This window comes from Lichenifustis flavocetrariae, from assembly GCF_026130545.1.
Classification (GTDB): domain Bacteria; phylum Pseudomonadota; class Alphaproteobacteria; order Rhizobiales; family Beijerinckiaceae; genus Lichenihabitans; species Lichenihabitans flavocetrariae.
The window spans coordinates 258,474-275,610 of the sequence record NZ_JAMOIM010000004.1; the positions used below are offsets into that span (position 1 = coordinate 258,474).

Consider the following 17,137-nt stretch of genomic DNA (forward strand, 5'->3'; position numbering starts at 1 on the left):
ATCGCATGCGCAGCATTCGGTGTCGTCGCGGATTGCCTATGGTCGGATCCCATGTTCTTCGTCAAGCTGTTCGGTGCCATTCTCCTCGGCGGCATTTTGCTCGCGGCGGGCTTCTTCGGCGACATGCTGTGGAACGATGGCCGGCTGTTCTACGCCGCAGTCGGCCGCGATAGGCTGGTCGAACTTTGTACGCCGCCGGCGCGTGAGGACCTGATCAGCCGGGGATTTTCGCCCACGGATCTCGTTTTCGCCCCGCGCCCGTCGATCGCCTTTACGTCGGGTCCGTCTGGACAGTCCAAGACCTTCTCGGCCCCCTTCACGTTCAGCGATGGTCCGAACGGACAACGCGTCGATGGCCGGTTGGCCTGCTCGGTCAGCGGCAAGACCGTCAAGGTCGATGTGCAGGTGGACAGTCTGCCGCTGCGGGCGGCTTGACCCCGTCAGTGCTGGAACCGCAGGCCCAGCAAGGCCACGTTCTGCGTGTAGTCGGACCCGGCCACGGTGCTGGTCAGACGCTGGTGCGAGAGGGTTCCGGTCAGGACGAGGGAGCGCGAGAGGTGATATTCGGCCTTGAGGCTTTCGGTCAGCGTGTTCTCGACGATCGGCGCCCCGATGTAATCGTTGTTCTGGTAGATCACCGCGCCCGTCAGTGTGAGATACCGGAAAAGTGCATGCGATAGCACCACGCCGATCGACCTGGCTTCGATGCCTGAGGCACCGACAGCGGTCGTCTCGTTGAAGCTCGTGGCGCCGTTCAGCGTCAGGGTCGTCAGCGGCGTCGCGGCCCAGATCAGCGACACGTCACCCGTTGGCCCGGTCAGGTTTCGCAGACGGACATCGTCGTAGAAACGCGCCGCATAGCCTGCCGAAGCCGTGCCGGTGAGTTGGGGAAAGAATTCGAAGCTCGCTCCGGCCCGCGCTCCGACACCGTCTGAATCGCGGCGATAGGTGAACGGGTCGATTGTGGCATCGTGCACGCGCGTGTCGTAGCCCACCTCTACGAAGGGCTGCAGCCCTGGCTTCAGGTCGTAGCCCAGGCGTAGCTTGGTGCCGTAATCCGTCACATTTTGGTAGGCGAGATCGACCACGTGCCCGTTGCTGAGAACGCCATTGTCATAAGTGGTGCGATCGATCAGTCCATGCATGCCGACCGAAAAGCGCCCGAACGCTTGGGTGACCCCGAAGGTCCCGCCAAAAGCTTCCACCAGCGGGCGCCCGACCACATCGACGTTCAGTTCCGGGGAACCCGGCCGCTGGGTGTCGATGTTGAAACGAGCCTCCGTGTCGATCTTCGTGTCCCGTGTGGCGTCGATGGTGAAATCGACGACGCCGTTCGCATCCGGGCGATTTGCGTTCCGGTTCTCGAAAAAGTCGTCGTAAGCGCCGTAGAGCGTTCCCTTGAGCTCGTAGGCGGCCCAGTTGGACTGGATTTGCAGACCTCCTTCGGTGCGGCTGTAGGGCGAGGCTTTGATGTTGGACGAGACCTGCTCGGGGTTGCTGTCGTAGCCGAGGCTCTGCTGGACATAGGGGAAGACACGCACGGACGCGACGTCGTAGCCGACAGGCGCAAAGGGCGCGGGATCCGCCGCGAACGTGCGGCGCAAGGGGACAGGGAGGGCTGCGACCGTTGGACTCGGCGGCCCGTCCGGCAACTGGCCGCCCTGGCGCCGGATCGCGCGGGGATAGCTCTGCAGCGGCGCCAACCCCACGGGATAGCGATTGGGAAGAGCGGCATTGCGCAGCTTAGCCAGGCGGAGCTTTTCGGCCCGCGCGCCTTGTGCGGCCTGAGGCGCGGCACTGGTGACATTCGACCCCTGTGGCGGCGTGAAACCGTTGAGGCCCGTCCCAGTTCCGGTGGCATCGACCGTGCCACGCATTCCGCCGAAGCTCCCACCCTCCGAGAAAGCCGGGTCAGCGTCCTGGGCAGCCGCCGGCACGCACAGGCAAGCCCCTACGGCAATTCCCATCGCGGCCGTCCACATCATGGGGCCTGAACGCGGGCGGCTGAACGCCGATCGGGGCACGGTGCTGCTCAAGGGGTCCCGCGGTTCGGGAAGATCATTAAGGATGTCTAACCGTGTATGGTTAATGTCCCGTTAGGGTCCGGCCTCCCGGGCGGGATCATGCCGTGCTCACCGCGTGGTAAACAAAGCCGAAACTCTCTTGCGTCAGGATGCTTGGGCAGAGCCAAGGACGAGGATCATCATCCATGCAAGAAGGTCCCATGTCGCCGGGACGGCGTGCTTGCGCCATAGGTCTCGGCGCCGCCCTCATCGACGCCACGGTGCCGGTCGCGGCCCTGGCCTCCGCGTCGCGGGACGGGAGCTTTTCCGCCTTCGTGGCAGATCTCTGGCCCGCCGCCCATGCACGCGGCATCTCGCGCGCGACCTTCGAGGCCGCCTTCGCGGGTGTCGTGCCAGATCCCGAGGTGATCGCCAAGACGAAGAAACAGGCCGAATTCACCAAGACGGTCGGGCAATATCTGACCAGTGCCGTCTCGGACAAGCGCATCGCGACCGGGACCAGCCAGTACAAGCAATGGGCGCCCTGGCTCGTCCGCGCCGAGAAGACCTACGGCGTCGACCGCTATGTCATCATGGGTGTCTGGGGCCTCGAAACCAATTTTGGGGCATTTGCGGGCAACGACTACGTCATCCGTTCGCTCGCGACACTCGCCTACGCGCATTATCGCGGCACCTATTTCCGCTCCGAACTATTGGCCGCGCTCGGTATCCTTCAGGCGGGACACACCGATCCTGCCCATATGATGGGCTCCTGGGCCGGCGCCATGGGGCAGACCCAGTTCATGCCGTCGAGCTTCAAATCCTATGCGGTCGATTTCGACGGCGATGGGCGGCGCGACATCTGGACGAGCGTCCCCGATGCGATCGGCTCGACAGCCAACTACCTCCACAAGCATGGCTGGGTGCCTGGCGACACCTGGGGCTACGAAGTACGCCTGCCGGACACGCGGCCTGAAGCCAACGGGACAGGTGCGAGTTTTGCGACTTGGGCAGCGCGCGGGGTGAGGCGGGCGGATGGCGGCGAGATGCCGGACAGCGGACTCGGGACGCTGCTGATGCCGGGTGGACGCGAAGGTCCGGCCTTTCTGGTCACCAAGAATTTCAAGGTCATCAAGAGTTACAACAACTCCGTGTCCTACGCGCTCGGCGTGTCGCTGCTGGGAGATCGTATCGCCGGATGGGGGCCACTCACCGCGCCCTGGCCCGTTGCCGGACAGGCGCCGATGTCGCGGAAGCGCTTCGCCCGGGACTAATCCGAGGCGCTTCGTTATAATTTCGCCGTACGGCTACAGGCGGGTCGGTGAATGAAACCAGGGCGGCACTGGCGATCGTGGCTGACCGGCGTGGCGATGGGGCTGGTGGCCGCCCCCCATCTCCTTTCGGCCGAGCAACAGGACCCTATGGTCCGCTTTTGGCTGAACGATCCACCGAAGTCCCCGGGGGCGCCACGCCAGGTTCGCCCCAAGCCGCGCGCTCCCTCGAGGCAGACGGCTGGGGAAAGCCGGCAACCGGCCGTGACGACCCGACGCCCCTCGTCGGAGGATGTGACGCCGTCGAGCTTCGTCGTCGCGGTATTTGGGGATGCGTTCGGGGCCGCGCTTGCCCGTGGCTTGGCGGATCCCGATGGCCCAGCGCCGGGTCGCGTGACGCTCGACCGGACCAGCGACGGCAGCGGCGTGACGACCCCGGAGACCGATGGCTGGGGCCGGTCTGTCGAGGCGGCACTGGCCCAGGTGGGTCGGATCGATGCTGCCGTCGTGATGATGGGTGGCGATGATCGTGTCCCGCTTCGCGACGGCCATGGTGAGCGTCAGGATCCGGGCACTCCGGCCTGGCGCCAGCTCTATGGGGATCGCGTCGAGCTTTTTGCGGCCGCCTTTCGCGACCGGCATATTCCGCTGATTTGGGTCGGTCTGCCGATTGTGCGCGACCCGGAGGATGCCCGGCTCTATGCCGCCATCAACGAAATCCTCCGGGATCGAGCCGTCCGGGCTGGCGCGACCTTCATTGATGCGTGGCAAGCTTTCGCCGACGAAAACGGGGATTTCAGCACCACGGGTCCGGATGTGAACGGTCGCCCGGCCACATTGCGCTGGACCAACGGCTGGAATTTCACACGGGCGGGCGCGCGAAAACTTGCCAGCTTCGTGACGGCGGACCTCAGCCGCATCCAGGATCGATCGCGCGCCACACGGCAGTTGGCTGTCGTTCCCGATGCCAACCCCGATGTGTTCGACCAGGCTCTGGCGATCGATGTCAACGCGCAGATAAGACGCGAGGCCGGTCTGCCGGTCGGCAACGCCAAGCTGTCGCCTGAATCGGCCGGAACCGCCGGGCCTTCAGCGACCTCGCGGACGGGTCCGGTGCTTGCCCTGACGGGTGCCCCCATGGCGAGCGATGGATCGCTGCTTACGCCTGACTCGGTTAAGGGTTTGCGACCGGCGAGTTCCACGCGCGAGGAGGCACCCTCGGCTCATACCGGACGCACCGACGATTTCGGCTGGTCCGGGCTGAACGATCGATAAAGCGCGGATCGGCATGTCGATAAATGCGTATGGGCACGAGCGCCGTGCGCTCATGCCCATACCATCGACCCCCCTAGACTTGAGCTGCCATTCTCCGATGGCTCATCAAGCCCAAACTTCAAAGCATGGATGCTGCATAAACGCAAGGCACCTATGCATAAAATTGGTGGCTCCTGCCTAGAAGCCAGTCAAGATTCGGAAACCTCTTCACCGCGGCAGCGTCGTCGATCCCATGAGATGCGTGTCGACCGCATGAGCGGCCTGCCTGCCTTCGCGGATAGCCCAAACAACAAGGGACTGGCCGCGTCGCATGTCGCCACAGGTGAACACCTTGTCGACGGAGGACCTGTAGGCCTTCATGTCGGCCTGCACATTGCCGCGACCATCCAGCGCCACACCCAATTGCTCGAGCAAGCCTTCCCGCACGGGCGAGACGAAGCCCATGGCCAGAAGCACGAGATCGGCCTTGAGGGGAAATTCCGAGCCGGGTACAGGCTGGAATTTGTGATCGACCCGCACACATTCGATTTCGGTGACGACGCCGTCCTGGCCCTTGATCTGTCGTGTATTGACGGCGAAGTCGCGGTTGGCGCCTTCCTCCTGGCTCGACGAGGTTCTCATCTTTAGCGGCCAATCGGGCCAGGTCAGCAGTTTGTTCTCCTTGCCGGGCGGCTCGGGCATGATTTCGAGCTGGGTGACCGAAAGTGCGCCCTGGCGGATCGAGGTGCCGATGCAGTCAGAGCCCGTGTCGCCGCCGCCGATCACCACCACATGCTTGCCGTGGGCCAGAATGGGGTCGTTGGTCTTCAGCGGCTCCTTGCCGAGACGACGGTTCTGCTGTGGCAAGAACTCCATCGCATAATGCACGCCGCGCAGGTCACGGCCCGGTACCGGCAGATCGCGCGGCTTTTCCGCACCGCCTGCGAGAACGACGGCGTCGTATTTTGCCAGGAGTTCGGCCGCCGCCACGTCGATGCCGACGTGGACTCCGCAATGGAAGGTGACCCCCTCGGCCTTCATTTGCTCGACCCGGCGGTCGACATGGCGCTTCTCGAGTTTGAACTCGGGGATGCCGTAGCGCAGCAGCCCGCCGGGCTTCTGGTTCTTCTCATAGACATGCACGTCATGACCGGCCCGGGCGAGTTGCTGCGCGCAGGCAAGACCGGCTGGACCGGAACCGATGACGGCGACCGATTTGCCGGTCTTGGTCGAGGCCGGCTCGGGCTTGATCCAGCCCTCCGCCCAAGCCTTGTCCGCGATGGCGTTCTCGATCGTTTTGATCGTGACGGCGGCGTCGTTGAGGTTCAGCGTGCAGGAGGCCTCGCAGGGCGCGGGGCAGATGCGGCCGGTGAATTCCGGAAAATTGTTGGTGGAATGCAGGTTGCGGGACGCTTCCTGCCAATTGCCGCGATACACCAGATCGTTCCAGTCAGGGATCTGGTTATTCACGGGGCAACCGTTGTGACAATAGGGGATGCCGCAATCCATGCAGCGCGCACCCTGTTCCCGAGTGGCCTGTTCGGACAGCGGGATCACGAATTCCTTATAGCCGCGGATTCGATCCGAGGCCGGCGCATAGCGCCGGTCCCGTCGATCGATTTCGAGAAAACCGGTGACCTTCCCCATTTATTCCCCCGCAGCCGCGAGCACCGGCTCGTCTTCGAATTCTGAAATCAGTTCGGAGAGGGCGCGCCGATATTCGACCGGCATCACCTTCTTGAATTTCGGCAGGGTGCTGTCCCAGTCGGCCAGGATGGCCCTGGCCCGCGCCGAACCCGTCAGCTTGGCATGGGTGTGGACGAGGTGATGCAGCCGGCGTTCGTCGTGCTTCGTCATGTTGCTGGCGATGCGGACGTGATCGATGTGGCTCAGGTCGTTGGTTTCATGGAACTGGCGTTCGGCCACCGACAGTTCGGCCGGCACCGATTCCAGTTCCACCATCGACATGTTGCATTTCTTGGCGAAGCCACCGTCCTCGTCGAGCACGTAGGCGATGCCTCCCGACATCCCGGCCGCGAAGTTGCGGCCGGTCGGCCCGAGCACGACGACGACGCCGCCCGTCATATATTCGCAGCCATGGTCGCCCGTGCCCTCGACGACAGCGGTCGCGCCCGAGTTGCGCACGGCGAAGCGCTCGCCCGCGATGCCGCGGAAGAAGCATTCGCCCGCGATGGCACCATACAGCACCGTATTGCCGACGATGATCGACTGTTCGGGCACGATCTGCTTGGCCTCGCGTGAGGGATAGACGATCAGCCGCCCCCCCGAGAGTCCCTTGCCGACATAGTCGTTGGCTTCCCCTTCGAGCTCCAGCGTCACGCCCCGGGCCGCAAATGCCCCGAAGCTTTGGCCAGCCGTGCCGCTCAGCTTGATGTGGATCGTGCCGTCCGGCAGGCCGGCATGGCCGTACTTTCGGGCGATCGCGCCGGAGAGCATCGCGCCCGTCGTGCGGTCATAATTCCGGATTGGAAGCTCGATCCGCACAGGCGTCTTGTCGGACAAAGCCGCGGCGCTCTTCTCGATCAACGTCTGATCGAGCACCCTGCCGAGGTTGTGGTTCTGCGCCTCGGTGTGGCGGATGCTGTCGCCTTCCGTCACCTCCGGCCGATGGAACAGCTTGCCGAAATCGAGACCATTGGCCTTCCAGTGCTGAAGTGCCGCATCGCGGTCGAGCATCTGGATCTGACCCACCATCTCGTCGAAGGTGCGGTACCCCATGGTGGCCATGATCTCGCGCACTTCCTCAGCCACGAAGAAGAAGAAGTTGATCACATGCTCGGGCTGGCCAACGAACTTCTTGCGCAGCACCGGGTCCTGCGTCGCGACGCCGACGGGGCAGGTGTTCAGGTGGCATTTGCGCATCATGATGCAGCCGGCCGCAATCAGTGGCGCGGTCGCGCAGCCGAATTCGTCGGCACCAAGTAGGGCCCCGATGACGATGTCGCGCCCCGTCCGGAGGCCGCCATCGACCTGCACCGTGATGCGCGAACGCAGGCGGTTCAGCACCAGCGTCTGCTGGGTTTCGGCGAGGCCGATCTCCCAGGGGGAGCCAGCGTGCTTGATGGAGGTCAGGGGCGAAGCCCCCGTGCCGCCCTCGAAACCCGCGATCGTTACATGGTCGGCACGCGCCTTGGAGACACCTGCGGCCACCGTGCCGACGCCGATCTCGGAGACGAGCTTCACAGAGACCTTACCGTCCGGGTTGACGTTCTTCAGGTCGTAGATGAGCTGCGCCAGATCCTCGATCGAGTAGATGTCGTGATGGGGCGGCGGCGAGATAAGGCCGACGCCCGGCGTAGAATGGCGCACCTTGGCGATTGTGGCGTCGACCTTGTGGCCGGGCAACTGACCGCCTTCACCGGGCTTCGCGCCCTGTGCCATCTTGATCTGCATGATGTCGGAATTGACGAGATATTCCGCCGTGACGCCGAACCGGCCCGAGGCCACCTGCTTGATGGCCGAGCGCATGGAATCGCCATTGGGCATTGGCGTGAAGCGATCCGATTCCTCGCCGCCTTCACCCGTGTTGGACTTGCCGCCGATCCGGTTCATGGCGATAGCGAGCGTCGTATGCGCCTCGCGCGAAATCGAGCCGAACGACATGGCCCCGGTCGAGAAGCGCTTGACGATCGACGCGACGGATTCGACCTCCTCCAGCGGTGCGGCCTGACGGCCGTCCTCTTCCGCCGTCTTCAACTTGAAGAGGCCCCGGATGGTCAGCAGCCGCTCATCCTGCTCGTTCAGAAGCTTGGCATAAGCGCGATATTGATCGCGCGAATTGCCACGGACGGCATGCTGCAGCAGCGATACGGTCTGAGGGGTCCAGCTATGGGCCTCGCCGCGCACGCGATAGGCATAGTCGCCGCCGACATCGAGCGCGGTGCGGTAGATCGGGTTCTCGCCGAACGCGTCGGTGTGTCGCCGCACAGCTTCGTCCGCAACCTCGCTGAGGCCGATCCCGGAGATCATCGTATGCGTGCCGGTGAAGTAGCGCGCCACGAAGGCGTCGCTCAAGCCGATGGCGTCGAAGATTTGGGCGCCGCAATAGGACTGGTAGGTCGAAATGCCCATCTTCGACATGACCTTGAGGAGGCCCTTGTCGATCGACTTGATGTAGCGCTTGACCGCCTCGGCTTCCTTCACCTCCTCGGGAAAATCCTTGGCCAGCACCTTCAGGCTCTCGAAGGCCAGATAGGGGTTGATGGCTTCTGCGCCATAGCCGGCGAGGCAGGCGAAGTGATGCACTTCACGCGCTTCCCCGGTCTCGACGACGAGGCCGACCGAGGTCCGTAAGCCCTTGCGGATGAGGTGATGATGCACGGCCGCCGTGGCGAGCAGCGCCGGGATCGGGATCCGATCCGGCCCCATCATGCGATCCGACAGGATGATGATGTTGTAGCCGCCGTCGACGGCCGCCTCGGCCCGGTCGCAAAGCCGCTTCAGGCTCTCTTCCATGCCGGCGGCGCCGTGCTTCACCGAATAGGTGATGTCGAGCGTCTTCGTGTCGAACGCATCCTCGAAGAACGAGATGCAGCGGATCTTTTCGAGATCGTCGTTGGTGAGGATCGGCTGCCGGACCTCCAGCCGCTTGCGGCGCGAATTGCCCTCGATATCGAAGATGTTGGGCCGCGGTCCGATGAAGGACACGAGGCTCATCACGAGTTCCTCGCGGATCGGGTCGATCGGCGGGTTCGTGACCTGCGCGAAGTTCTGCTTGAAGTAGTTGTAGAGCAGCTTCGGCTTGTCCGAGAGCGCCGCGATCGGCGTGTCGGTGCCCATGGACCCGGTGGCTTCCTCGCCGCGTGCGGCCATTGGCGCGAGCAAGGTCGACAGGTCTTCGCGCGAGTAGCCGAAGGCCTGCTGCTTGTCGAGAATCGGCACGTCGGTGCGCGCCGCGCGGGCTTCCACCGGCTGCAACTCTTCGAGCACGATCTGCGTGCGCTCGACCCAGGACCGATAGGGATGCGAAGCCGCGATCTGGCTCTTCACCTCGTCGTCCGAGATGATGCGGCCCTGTTCGAGATCGACGAGCAGCATCTTGCCGGGCTGCAGCCGCCACTTGGTGACGATCTTGCTCTCGGGGATCGGCAGCGTGCCGGATTCCGACGCCATCACCACGAGATCGTCGTCGGTCACGAGATAGCGGGCAGGACGCAGACCATTGCGGTCGAGCGTCGCGCCGATCTGCCGGCCATCGGTGAAAGCGACGGCGGCCGGGCCGTCCCACGGCTCCATCATCGAAGCGTGATATTCGTAGAAAGCGCGCCGGCTCTCGTCCATCAGCGGATTGCCGGCCCAGGCTTCCGGGATCAGCATCATCATGGCGTGCGACAGTGAATAGCCGCCCTCGACCAAGAATTCGAGAGCATTGTCGAAACAGGCCGTATCCGACTGGCCCTCATAGGAGATCGGCCAGAGCTTGTAGATGTCATCGCCGAAGAGCGGCGATTCCACGCTCGCCTGGCGCGCCGCCATCCAGTTGACGTTGCCGCGCAAGGTGTTGATCTCGCCGTTGTGCGCGACCATCCGATAGGGGTGGGCGAGCGACCACGACGGGAACGTGTTGGTCGAGAACCGCTGGTGGACGAGGGCCATGGCCGACTCGAAGGATGGATCGAGCAGGTCGGGATAGAACTGGCCGAGCCGGGTCGCGAGCAACAAGCCCTTGTAGACGACCGTCCGGCACGACAATGAGACGGGATAGAACCCGCTCACGCGCGCATCGTCGAGGTTGTGCACGACGCCGGAAATGACCTTGCGCAGAATGAACAGGCGACGCTCGAAGATCGTGTCGTCGGCGATTCCGTCGCCACGACCGACAAAGACCTGCACACAGGCTGGCGCATGCGGGCGCACGCTGTCGCCCAGGACCGTCGGATCGGTCGGCACGTCGCGCCAGCCGACGAGCTTCTGCCCTTCGCGCTTGCACGATTCCGCGACAATCTCCTCGACGATACGCCGCCCTTCAGGGTTGCGCGGCATGAAGAAGAAGCCGACCGCGTATTGACCCGGCTCTGGCAGGTCGAAGCCGAGCTTCGCACTCTCCGCCTTGAAGAAGCCATGCGGGATCTGCACCAGCATGCCGCAACCGTCCCCGGCATGCTGGTCCGCGCCCACGGCGCCGCGATGATCGAGGTTCGCCAGAATCTGCAGGCCCATCCCGACGATGTCGTTCGACTTGCGATTCTTCATGTCGGCCACGAAACCGACCCCGCAGGCATCGTGCTCGCGCGTCGGGTCATAAAGCCCTTGCGCTTTCGGCAAAGCGGGATCGATCATTGGACGATAGGTGGCCGTCGCACGGGCCGAGGCCCCGTACGATCCTGCCGCCGACACGCTGCCGTTATTGTCGCTCATGTCCATGACCGACCTCCCCCTTTTTGGCACAGACAGCCGTACGACCGTTCCGCGCGCAAACCCAAGCGCCCGGCAGTTTCCAAATGGTCAGCGAGACTGTCCTATTTTCCGTGCATGACATTTACAGAAAGTCTTGAATCGTTCAAGTGAGCGCCGACGCGTTCGCTCCCAATCGTTCAGGTTCTTGTGCGCTGGCGTCGCTCGGCGGAAAGCCAGAAGGTCCCACCCGAACCGGTTTAGATAGGCGGGCCGGAGCGGCGCTGCCTGCGGACCTGTCGGAGTCTGTCCACCTCGCAAATTTTACGGCCAGGGGAACTTTGGCTTGCATCCAATGTTGTGAGTAGGTTTCGGCCTGCTTGTCACGGAGTGAACAGCTGGCGGTCGTTCGACGCCAAACAAACTCGTTCGCGTGTGTTGGCAGGTGAGAGTGAGTTGAGCCCCGATGAAGTGCGGCGTGCATCGCGGATTTGGGAACCAGGGGGATAGGCAGGCTTGTCCATGTGACGTGTCTGGGACGAGGGCCTTCACTCCCGGGAGTTCGGTTGGCGAGCTTGGTGGATTGCCGAGATTTCTGGCCAGCTCTCCCCGGACGGGGTTTGCGCTTTGACGACGTCTGGCGACACAGCATCTCTGACGACGCCACAACCTACCGAGATGACTCCGCCGAATATTCATGCGGAGCGAGTGTCACTTGTCTTGGCGGCGGACAACACCGGGGTCTGGAGTTGGTCTCCCGCTAAGCGCAAGCTGTCCTGGGACATCCGGATCGCAAGTATTTTGGGGATTGAGCCGGATCACCAGCCGGAGATCGAGGATTTTCTTTCCTCCATCCATGCAGACGATCGGACGCCCCTCGATCGGCTGTTCCGGGGGATCTTCAATGGGGAGGGGATCGGCGAGGACGATTTCGAATTTCGGATGCGCCGCCTCGATGACGGGCGGGAGCGCTGGATCTCCGCACGGAGCCGCGTGTTTCGCGATGAGAATGGCACCGTCAGCGAAGTGATCGGTACCGCTCGCGACATCACCGACCAGAAGCTGCATGACATCCATCTGCACATGCTTTTGCGCGAAATTACCCACCGGTCGAAGAACCTGCTTGCGATCATCCAGGCCATGGCACGGCAGACCGTGAAAGACAGCCTCACGGCTGAGGATTTCGAACGGCGCCTCTCGCTACGTTTGCGAGGCCTGGCAGCATCCCATGAATTGTTGGCAGCGCAGGATTGGCACGGCGCGCATATCGAGGAACTCATCAAGGGCCAATTTGGCGATGCGTTCGAACAGTTCCGCACCCGCGTCATCCTGCACGGCGAGTCCGTCTTCGTGAAGCCGGAAGCGGCTCAGAACATCGGCCTTGCCCTGAATGAACTGGCCACGAATGCCATTCGGTATGGTGCGTTGTCGAACCAGGACGGTCAGGTCGATGTCACCTGGGGCATCGAAGAGTCGGAAGAGCACGATCGCCGCTTACGCATCACCTGGAATGAGTTTGGGGGCCCGGCTGTAGCGCCGCCGCGTCGCCAGGGTTTCGGCCGGAAGGTCGTGGAGCGCGTCGCGGCGAGCGCGCTCGACGGGAGCGTCAGTCTGACATTCGCGCCGAGCGGTCTGCAATGGTCTCTCCGGATCCCGGCATCGTTCGTGCTCAGTGGAAGACCCATCAGCCGATCCGAGATTCCTAAATTCTTCTGAAATCCGGCCTGTCGGAGCCGTCCGGACCCGCAACGACTGGGTCCGGCAATCCTCACGGGACGACTGAACCCGAACGCGGCACCGTCGCTTCCTGGGAGGGGGGTGGCGCCTCGGTCGGGAACGCGCCGATCAGGCCGCGAGCGGGCGAGAGGCGCCGATGTTCGAGGCCGCTGAGAGGAGCACGAGGCTGAATCCCTTGGCGGCTTCGCGCGAGGAGCGGAAGCGCTTGAACACGATGTCCATCAGCTCTTCCATGATGGAATTGTCGATGTCCTCGACGACATCGGCTTGGATGCCGACCCGTAGCAGGTCGCGTGTGAGCTCGTCGCGAACCTGCTCGATCAAGGGGCGGTTCTCGAGAATGAGAGCCCGCCACAAGCGGCGATGATGGGTTGAAATCAGGCTCCGGAACGCCGCGCCCAGTTCATAGTCGCCATAGGCCTCACCGATGCAATCGGCGATCACGGGTTCTGCCCAGACCATCATGTCTCGGCGCAGATCGCCGAGAGGGTCGGCCGCGAGACCGGCGGGGCGGCAAAAGGTGTTGTAGGAAGGAAAGGACGGCGACGACGGCATCGACGATCACCCGGCGGGACACTCGAAGACGACGACCGGCTTAACACCGACCTGCGACGCCGCATCCCTGGCGTCGCCCCACGTCACAACGACATGGTTTCCGCTCTCGATCGACCGGCTTCAGTGTGTGGGCGGCCGACCGGAGCATCTCCGACCTGACGATGTTTAACCATCATGGTTAACAAATCGTGATCGCTGTCACGGACTTGTGATAAATTGTCGATCTCAGCTCCGGAGGCGTTGATTGTCCGGGTCGAACGGGCTTTCTCCAAGCACCACCGCCTTCTTGATCTGACCCAGCACCGTGACCTCCAGCTCGGTGCCTACGGCGGCATGTTCGGGACTGACCATGGCGAGCGCGAGAGATTTGCCGATGCGCCAGCCGAACCCACCCGAGGTCGTTCGCCCTGCCGGTTGACCGTTGATCGTAACAGGTTCCGATCCACGCGCATCTGTATCGGTGATCCCATGCAGTTCGAGCGTGACGGTCTTGTTCTTGAACCCCTGCGCCTGCCAGGCAAGCAGCGCCTCCTTGCCCAGAAAATCCTTCTTCATGTCGATGAACCGGTCGAGACCGGATTCGAGACCCGCATATTCGATCGACAATTCGCGACCGACATATTTGTAGGATTTCTCCAGCCGCAGTGAGTCCATGGCCTTGATGCCAAATGGCTTGATGCCGAACTCCGCCCCCGCCGCCATCAGCTTGTCGAAGATGTAGTTCTGCATTTCGATCGGGTGGTGGAACTCGTAGCCGAGTTCACCTACGAAGTTCACCCGAAGGCACAGGCAGCCCGCGGCCCCCACAGAAACATGTCGGCCTGTAAGCCACGGGAAGGCTTTGTCGGACACGTCGATGTCGGCGACCTTGGCCAGCACGTCCCGTGATCGCGGGCCGGCCAGCACCAGCACGCCATATTGCGTCGTGACCGGTGTAAGCGTGACGCTGCCATCCGTCGGCATCAGCTTGCGCAGGGTGTCGTGGTCATGCGCTTCGAGCGCGCCGGCCGAGACAAGATAGAAGCGCTCCGGTCCCGTGCGGGTCAACGTGAATTCGGCCCGCACGCCGCCCTTCTTGGTCAGCAGATAGGTGAGGGTGACGCGGTTGACGGCTTTCGGAATGCGGTTCGTCAGGATCGAGTCGAGCCAGGCTGCCGCGCCCGGGCCGGAGACTTCACATTTGGCGAAGGCCGACATGTCCTGCAGACCGACATTCTCATGCACGTTCTTGCATTCGGCGCCGACGAATTCGAAGTAGTTCGAGCGCCGAAAACTCCACTTCTCGCGCGGTTTGGCACTGTCGACCTCCGGCGGGTGGTTCTCGTTGAGCAGAACCTGCGGCTTGTTCAATTCTTCGGCCGAGAGGCTGTAGCCCTCGGGCGCGAACCACGCCGGCCGCTCCCAGCCGTAGACCGATCCGAACACGGCGCCGAGCGCCTTCATGCGATCGTAGCAGGGCGTCTGGCGTAAGGGCCGGGCTACCGCGCGTTCCTCGTCCGGATAGTGGATCGAAAAGACCTTTGCATAGGCCTCCTCATTCTTCTCGATGAGATAGCCTTGCGACGCGTAAGTGCCGAAGCGGCGCGGATCGACGCCCAGCATGTCGATCGTCGGTTCACCCTCGACGATCCATTCCGCGAGCTGCCAGCCGGCGCCACCGGCCGCCGTTACGCCGAAAGAATGGCCTTCGTTCAACCAGAAATTCTTGACGCCCGGCGCGGGCCCGACGATGGGCGAGCCGTCCGGCGTGTACGCGATGGCCCCGTTATAGACCTTCTTGATGCCGACTTCGCCGAAGGCGGGAACCCGCTCGATCGCCGTCTCGATATGCGGCATGAGGCGTTCCAGATCCTCCTGGAACAGCTCGTATTCGCTTTCATCGGAGGGACCGTCGACGTAGCACACGGGTGCGCCGTGCTCATAGGGCCCCAGCAGAAGCCCACCCGCCTCCTCACGCATGTACCAGGACGAGTCCGATTCGCGGAGCACGCCCATCTCGGGCAGGCCCTGGCGCTTCCGTTCCAGAATGGCGGGGTGCGGCTCGGTCACGATATACTGATGCTCGACCGGGATGACCGGCACCTTGAGTCCCACCATGGCGCCGGTTTTGCGGGCGAAATTGCCCGAGCATGAGACGACGTGCTCACACACAATGTCCCCCTTGTCGGTCACGACCTTCCACTCGCCCGACGGCAGTTTTTCGATGGCCGTCACGGTCGTGTTGCGATTGATCTCGCCCCCGCCGTTGCGGGCGCCACGTGCCAAGGCCTGGGTCAGGTCGGCGGGCTGGATGTAGCCATCCTCCGGGTGCTGGATGGCGCCCAGCAGACCTTCGGTCTCGCAGAGCGGCCAGATCTCCTTGACCTCTTCGGGCGTCAGGAACTTGACGTCGACGCCGCCGATCGTTCGGGCGACGCCCGTGTAGTAATTGTATTCGTCGAGCCGGTCCTGCGTACGGGCGAGCCGGATATTCGACACGGGCCGAATGCCGACATCGAGCCCGACCTCGGCGCCGAGCCGCTTGTAGAGCGCCACCGAATATTTGTGGATCTGACCGACCGAGTAACTGACGTTGAAAAGCGGCAGCAGACCGGCGGCGTGCCAAGTCGAGCCGGAGGTCAATTCCTTACGCTCGACCAGCACCGCGTCAGTTACGCCCTTCTTGACGAGGTGATACAGGGTCGAGACGCCGACGACCCCGCCGCCGATCACCACCACACGCGCATGGGTCCGCATTTCAATCGTCCGTCGTTGGTTACAGCTCTCAAGCCTTGTCGCGGAGCGCCGCGCTTGGCGCTCGTTATGCCCCGACTTGCCCTGTCTCGGAAGCGTCGCCGGTGGCGTCCGGACGACAGGGTTTGAGATAAATCAGGGAGGTCCTGATCGCGACTTGCGCGGGCGCACAAAATTTGCGTCGTCCGACTGGCACACCAAAGGACTGCTATGCCTCATCGTCGCCTGTTGGGCCTGTTGATTGCTGGGGTGTGGATCGGGTGGGTCGCCGTCGGCGAGACGGCCTCTGGTGCCGAAACCCAACCCGACAAGAGCCTCTACAGCATCGTGTCCCCGACGCCGGATTCCGCCTTGCGGGATTTCGCGCCTGATCGTCCGGCCCGTTCGATCGGCCCGACAACGGTCGATGCAGGGCGGTTTCAGATCGAAAGCGACTTCATCAATCACACCTTCGCCAATCAGGACGGCATGACGACGCGCACCACTCAGGCGCTCGATCCTGTCCTGAAGCTCGGCGTCACCAGCTTCATGGATTTCGAGGTCGCGTTCGGGGGCTTCAACGATCTCCGCACGACCGACAATGCGAGCGGCGCCGTGGTGGCCAAGGGCCGCGGCTTCGGCGATGTGACGTTGACCACCAAGTTCAACCTGACCGGCAACGATGGCGGCAAGGTTGCCTTCGCGCTCGCACCCTATCTCATCGTGCCGGGCGGTACCGCCAACATCACGGCCGGGCAGGTCGAAGGCGGAGTGATCGCGCCTTTGGCGCTCAAGCTGCCCCAAGACTTTGGGGTGACGCTGCAGACCGAGGTCGACGCGCTCGCCAATGTCAACGGTCCTGGCACGCATGTAAACTTCACGAACATCGTCAACGTCAGTCGTCCCGTTCCGGGGATCAAGGACCTGACGTCCTACGCCGAACTCTATTCATCGGTCACCACCGAGCCGCATGCGCCCGACATCTATACGTTCGACCTCGCGCTCGCCTATCTGGTCGAGACCAACACCCAGCTCGATATCGGCGCCAACATCGGCCTCAACCGCGGCGCGCCCGATTATCAGCTCTATAGCGGCATCGCGCATCGGTTCTGAAGGAAAGCGCCTCCTCCGAAAAGCGGCCTGCGTTCAGGCCGGCGCGGTTGGCGATCTGGTCCATCGGACCGGGTGCGGTGCTCGACCGTCGCCGCGACGGTCTTCATCCCGGGGAAAACGACGAAGCGAGAACGCGGG

The 17,137-nt window shown here is 63.3% G+C and carries 10 protein-coding genes; 5 read left to right on the forward strand and 5 right to left on the reverse strand.

Going from position 1 to position 17,137, the window contains the following annotated elements:
• Positions 1 to 51: 51 nt before the first annotated feature.
• The gene (locus M8523_RS08665; protein WP_282584437.1) at positions 52 to 435 is read left to right on the forward strand and encodes a hypothetical protein; all 384 of its coding nucleotides are present in this window, start codon (positions 52 to 54) and stop codon (positions 433 to 435) included.
• A 5-nt stretch (positions 436 to 440) separates the two neighbouring features.
• Here M8523_RS08665 and M8523_RS08670 read toward each other — a convergent pair whose 3' ends face one another.
• Positions 441 to 1,967 (reverse strand): outer membrane beta-barrel protein, encoded by a 1,527-nt coding sequence (locus tag M8523_RS08670; protein WP_282584438.1) that lies wholly within the window; start codon positions 1,965 to 1,967, stop codon positions 441 to 443.
• Between the two features lie 242 nt (positions 1,968 to 2,209).
• Here M8523_RS08670 and M8523_RS08675 point away from each other — a divergent pair, with 242 nt between their 5' ends.
• Entirely contained in the window at positions 2,210 to 3,277 is a 1,068-nt protein-coding gene (locus tag M8523_RS08675) for a lytic murein transglycosylase (RefSeq protein WP_282584439.1), read from the forward strand.
• 51 nt (positions 3,278 to 3,328) lie between these two features.
• Complete coding sequence (locus M8523_RS08680) at positions 3,329 to 4,549, forward strand: SGNH/GDSL hydrolase family protein (RefSeq protein WP_282584440.1); 1,221 nt, start codon at positions 3,329 to 3,331, stop codon at positions 4,547 to 4,549.
• A gap of 207 nt (positions 4,550 to 4,756) precedes the next feature.
• Here the strand turns inward: M8523_RS08680 and M8523_RS08685 are convergent, their stop codons facing one another.
• Both M8523_RS08685 and gltB read right to left on the reverse strand, forming a co-directional pair.
• On the reverse strand, positions 4,757 to 6,175 hold the full coding sequence (locus M8523_RS08685; protein WP_282584441.1) for a glutamate synthase subunit beta: 1,419 nt from the start codon (positions 6,173 to 6,175) through the stop codon (positions 4,757 to 4,759).
• Positions 6,176 to 10,906, reverse strand: coding sequence for a glutamate synthase large subunit (gltB, locus tag M8523_RS08690; protein WP_428350171.1), 4,731 nt, complete (start codon positions 10,904 to 10,906; stop codon positions 6,176 to 6,178).
• A gap of 684 nt (positions 10,907 to 11,590) precedes the next feature.
• On the opposite strand from gltB, the gene M8523_RS08695 reads away from it, so the two are divergent.
• On the forward strand, positions 11,591 to 12,598 hold the full coding sequence (locus M8523_RS08695; protein WP_282584442.1) for a sensor histidine kinase: 1,008 nt from the start codon (positions 11,591 to 11,593) through the stop codon (positions 12,596 to 12,598).
• 129 nt (positions 12,599 to 12,727) lie between these two features.
• Here M8523_RS08695 and M8523_RS08700 read toward each other — a convergent pair whose 3' ends face one another.
• Entirely contained in the window at positions 12,728 to 13,174 is a 447-nt protein-coding gene (locus M8523_RS08700; protein ID WP_282584443.1) for a hypothetical protein, read from the reverse strand.
• 225 nt (positions 13,175 to 13,399) lie between these two features.
• Complete coding sequence (locus M8523_RS08705; RefSeq protein ID WP_282584444.1) at positions 13,400 to 15,910, reverse strand: GcvT family protein; 2,511 nt, start codon at positions 15,908 to 15,910, stop codon at positions 13,400 to 13,402.
• Positions 15,911 to 16,117: 207 nt separating this feature from the next.
• On the opposite strand from M8523_RS08705, the gene M8523_RS08710 reads away from it, so the two are divergent.
• Positions 16,118 to 16,999 (forward strand): transporter, encoded by an 882-nt coding sequence (locus M8523_RS08710; RefSeq protein WP_282584445.1) that lies wholly within the window; start codon positions 16,118 to 16,120, stop codon positions 16,997 to 16,999.
• Positions 17,000 to 17,137 lie beyond the last annotated feature (138 nt).